Source organism: Mesorhizobium sp. M7A.F.Ca.US.005.03.2.1, from assembly GCF_003997795.1.
Classification (GTDB): domain Bacteria; phylum Pseudomonadota; class Alphaproteobacteria; order Rhizobiales; family Rhizobiaceae; genus Mesorhizobium; species Mesorhizobium ciceri.
In genome coordinates, this window is sequence record NZ_RZRP01000512.1 from 1 (window position 1) to 4622 (window position 4622).

The window sequence follows — 4622 nt, forward strand, 5'->3', positions numbered from 1 at the left end:
TGGCGGGTTTGCCGAGCACGGCGCGCGTGGTGATCATCGGAGGCGGCGCCGTCGGCACCTCCGCGCTCTATCATCTCGCCAAGGCGGGCTGGACCGACTGCGTGCTGCTTGAAAAGAACGAGCTGACCTCCGGCTCGACCTGGCATGCCGCCGGCAACGTGCCGACCTTCTCCTCGTCCTGGTCGCTGATGAACATGCAGCGCTATTCGACCGAGCTTTATCGCGGGCTGGCCGACGCGGTCGACTACCCCATGAACTATCACGTCACCGGCTCGCTTCGCCTTGCCCACTCGCTCGAGCGCATGCAGGAATTCCAGCGCGCCAAGGGCATGGGCCTCTACCAGGGTATGGACATAGACATTGTCGGTGTCGACGAGATCCAGCGTCGCTATCCCTTCATCGAGACGCATGAGCTGAAAGGCGCGCTCTACGACCCGAGCGACGGCGACATCGATCCGGCGCAACTCACCCAGGCGCTGGCCAAGGGTGCGCGCGACATGGGCGCGAAGATCATCCGCTTCTGCCCGGTCACAGGCGTGCGCCGCGAGAACGACGAGTGGGTGGTCGAGACGGCACAGGGCGAGATCCGCTGCGAGATCGTCGTCAATGCCGCCGGCTACCGCGCCGCCGAAGTCGGCCGGATGTTCGGCCGCGACGTGCCGATGATGGTGATGAGCCATCAGTACATCCTGTTCGAGGAGATCCCCGAACTCGCGGCATGGTCGAAGGAACAAGGCAAGAAGCTGCCGCTGCTGCGCGACGTCGACACCTCCTACTATCTGCGCCAGGAGAAGAACGGCATGAATCGCGGCCCCTATGAGCGCAATTGCCGCGCGCATTGGGCCACCCACAATGACCCGATGCCGGAGGACTTTTCCTTCCAGCTGTTCCCCGACGATCTCGACCGGCTGGAACATTATCTGGCCGACGCCGTCGCCCGCGTGCCGATCCTTGGCACGGCCGGCCTGTCCAAGGTGATCAACGGGCCGATCCCCTACACGCCGGACGGCAATCCGCTGATCGGTCCGATGCCTGGCGTTCCCAATGCCTTCGAGGCCTGCGTCTTCACCTTCGGCATCGCCCAGGGTGGCGGCGCCGGCAAGGTGCTGGCCGAATGGGTGACCGAGGGCCGGACCGAATGGGACATGTGGTCGTGCGACCCGCGCCGCTTCACTTCCTATGCCGCGGCGCCGGACTATTGCGTCGCCAAGGGCATGGAGATCTACGGCAACGAATACGCCATCCAGTTCCCGCGCCATGCCTGGCCGGAAGGCCGCGACCGCAAGCTGTCGCCGATCCACGATCGCATCAAGGCGCTCGGTGGCCGCTTCGATGCCTATAATGGCTGGGAGCGCGCCACCTGGTACGCGCAGGACGGCGATGACATTTCCGAGGAAGCCACGCTGACCTTCCGCCGCGACGGGCCATGGCAGCATCGTGTGCGCGAGGAATGCCTGGCCGTGCGTGACGCTGCCGGCATTTTGGACCTGCCTGGGTTCTCGCGCTTCAATCTCGATGGTCCCGGTGCCGCCGAATGGCTGAGCCTGCAGGTCACCGGACTGGTGCCGAAGCCAGGCCGCATCGGTCTCGTCTATTTCGCCGACGACAAGGGCCGCATCGTCACCGAAATGTCCGTCGTGCGTCACGACGAGAACCTGATGACGCTGATCACCGCGGCGGTCGCGCAGTGGCATGATTTCGAATGGCTGAAGTCGCGCATGCCCAAGGACGCACCGTTCAAGCTGATCGACCGGACCGAGGAATTCTCGACCCAGATCCTGGCAGGCCCGAACTCGCGAAAAATCCTCGCCGATGTCTGCGAAGCCGACCTCACTCTGCCATGGCTGACGCATCAGGAGACGAAGATCGCCGGCCGCTGGGCCAAACTCGTGCGCGTCTCCTTCGCCGGCGAACTCGGCTGGGAAATCCACACCAGGATCGACGACACCGCCGCCATCTTCGATGCCGTTTGCGCCGCAGGCCAGCAGCACGGGCTGAAGCCTTTCGGCATGTACGCGCTGGATTCGCTCCGGCTTGAGAAAGGCTACCGCACCTGGAAGGGCGACCTGTCGACCGACTATTCGATCCTGCAGGGCGGGCTCGAACGCTTCGTCAAATGGGACAAGCCCGACTTCCGTGGCAAGGCGGCACTGCTGAACGAAAAGCAGCAAGGCGTGAAGAAGCGCTTCGTTACGCTGGTGGTGGAAAACCCCGGCGATTGCGACGCTCCGTCAGTTTCTACACTCTGGCATGACGGCAAGATCGTCGGCGAGACGACGTCGGGCGGCTGGGGCCATCGCATCGACAAGTCGATCGCGCTCGGCATGCTGCGCGCCGACCTGGCCGAACCAGGTACATCAGTCGAGGTCGAAATCTTCGGTGACCGCTTTCAGGCAATCGTGCAGAAGGATGAACCGCTGTGGGATCCGAAGAACGAAAGGCTGCGCGCATGAAGAAAATCATCCTCACCGATGGCGGCATGGGCCAGGAACTGGTCCGCCGCAGCCAATCCGAGCCGACGCCGCTATGGTCGGCCAGGGTGCTGATCGACGAACCGGATCTGGTGCGCGACCTGCACGCGGAATTCATCCGTGCCGGCGCACGTGTCATCACCATCAACACCTATTCTGCGACACCCGAACGCCTGGCGCGCGAAGGTGCGGAAGACCTATTCAAGCCATTGCAGAAGCGCGGCATCGAATTGGCCAGGCAGGCCCGCGACGAGGCCGGCGATGCAGCCATCGCCGGTTGCCTGTCGCCGCTTTTCGGCAGCTATGCACCGGCACTGACCATTTCCTTCGAGGAGACGCTCGATATTTACCGCCGCATCGTTGCCGAGCAGGCCGATGGCGTCGACCTGTTCCTGTGTGAAACCATGGCGTCGGCGGACGAAGCCCGCGCAGCGGTCACCGCTGCATCGGAAAGCGGCAAGCCGGTATGGGTATCGTGGACGCTGGCTGACCACGGCAAGCCGCGCCTGCGCAGCGGCGAAGCAATAGCCACTGGGGCAAGCGCGCTCGACGGCCTGGCAGTCGCCGCGCGGCTGGTCAATTGCTGCCGGCCGGAAGCAATCGCCGCGGCTTTGCCTGAACTGATCGGCCTCGGCGGCCCGGTCGGCGCATATGCCAATGGCTTCACGTCAACCGAAGCACTTAAGCACGGCGGCACCGTCGATGTACTGCACGCTCGTCACGACCTTGGCCCGGATGCCTATGCCGACCAGGCGATCGGCTGGGTGGAGGCTGGCGCAAGCATCGTTGGCGGCTGCTGCGAAGTCGGACCACCGCACATCGCCGCCCTGCGCGACCGGCTCGAACAGGCCGGCTACGAAATTTCGGGAGTTTTGCATGCCTAGACCATCATCGCGCATTTCCGGCATCGTGCCTTCGGGCAAGGACGGCTGGGAAGTCCATTTCGCCGCCTGGACGCGCAAGGAGGCCGGCGAAGACATCATCATGCTGTCGGTTGGCGACCATGATTTCGACACGCCTTCGCAGACCATCGAAGCCTGTGTGACCGCGGTTCGCGGCAGCAATCATCACTACACCCCGCTTCCCGGCTTGCCGCGCCTGCGCAAGGCGATGGCCGCGGCCTCGAGCGCCTGCACCGGCGTCGAGACATCGCCGGATCAGGTGATCGCCACGCCGGGCGGCCAGGCCGCACTCTACGCGGCCGTGCAGGGCGTGCTCGACCAGGGCGATCACGCCATCGTCGTGGCGCCCTATTATGCCACCTATCCCAACACGTTCAGCGCCGCTGGCGCTGATTTCACCGTCGTCGAGACACCGGCCGAGGATGGCTTCCAGCCGCGAGCCGACATGATCCGCGCGGCAATCCGGCCGAACACGCGCGCCATCCTGATCAACACGCCGAACAATCCGACCGGTGCGGTCTATTCGCGCGAGCGGCTGGAACAATTGGCAGAAGTCTGCCGGGAGCACGACCTCTGGCTGCTGTCGGACGAAGTCTACTGGACGCTCGGCGGCGGCGAGCACGTCTCGCCGCGCTCGCTGCCAGGAATGGCCGAGCGCACGCTGGTCATCAATTCGATGTCCAAGAGCCACGGCATGACCGGCTGGCGCATGGGCTGGCTGACGGGACCGGAGCAGATGATCACGCTCATGATCAATCTCAATCTGGTGACGACCTACGGCCTGCCGGCCTTCATCTCGATCGCTTGTTCCGAGGCGCTGGAGAACCGTTACGGCGTCAAGGAGATCGCCGAACGCTACGCGGCACGCCGCACCGTCTTGCTCGACGCCGTGCGGGGCATGAACGATGTCACCGTGCGCGGTTCGGAGGGCGGCATGTATGTCATGCTCGACATCTCGGCCGTCGAGCCGGACGACGAGAAATTCGCCTGGGCCCTGCTCGACAAGGAAAAGGTTGGCGTGATGCCCGGCTCCAGCTTCGGCGAGGCGGCCGCCGGCCACATTCGCATCAGCCTCTGCCAGCCCGAACCCGTGCTGCAGGAAGCTGCACTTCGTCTGCGCCGCTTTGCTTCCAGCTACCGTCGCGAGGCAGCATGATCGCCAAGGCAGTTCCCGCCAAAGCAAGAGCGGTCATCATCGGCGGCGGCGTTTCCGGCTGTTCGGTCGCCTATCGCCTGGCCAAGCTTGGCT

The 4622-nt window shown here is 64.5% G+C and carries 3 protein-coding genes; all 3 read left to right on the top strand.

Annotation, left to right across the window (positions count from 1 at the left end):
- Positions 1-8 precede the first annotated feature (8 nt).
- Genes EN991_RS24340 through EN991_RS24350 form a run of 3 tightly spaced genes read left to right on the top strand, consistent with a single transcriptional unit; the run spans position 9 to position 4529 of the window.
- Positions 9-2453 carry an FAD-dependent oxidoreductase gene (locus tag EN991_RS24340; RefSeq protein ID WP_127369715.1) on the top strand — a complete coding sequence of 815 codons (2445 nt, stop codon included), beginning with the start codon at positions 9-11 and terminating at the stop codon, positions 2451-2453.
- On the top strand, positions 2450-3355 hold the full coding sequence (locus tag EN991_RS24345) for a homocysteine S-methyltransferase family protein (RefSeq protein WP_127369714.1): 906 nt from the start codon (positions 2450-2452) through the stop codon (positions 3353-3355). The genes EN991_RS24340 and EN991_RS24345 overlap by 4 nt, the downstream gene beginning before the upstream one ends.
- The gene (locus tag EN991_RS24350; protein WP_063172401.1) at positions 3348-4529 is read left to right on the top strand and encodes a pyridoxal phosphate-dependent aminotransferase; all 1182 of its coding nucleotides are present in this window, start codon (positions 3348-3350) and stop codon (positions 4527-4529) included. Before EN991_RS24345 ends, EN991_RS24350 begins: the two co-directional genes overlap by 8 nt.
- Positions 4530-4622: the final 93 nt, after the last annotated feature.

Coding starts and splice junctions, on each gene's coding strand:
- EN991_RS24345 (WP_127369714.1), top strand. CDS start 2,450: ATGAAGAAAATCATCCTCACCGATGGCGGCATGGGCCAGGAACTGGTC.
- EN991_RS24350 (WP_063172401.1), top strand. CDS start 3,348: ATGCCTAGACCATCATCGCGCATTTCCGGCATCGTGCCTTCGGGCAAG.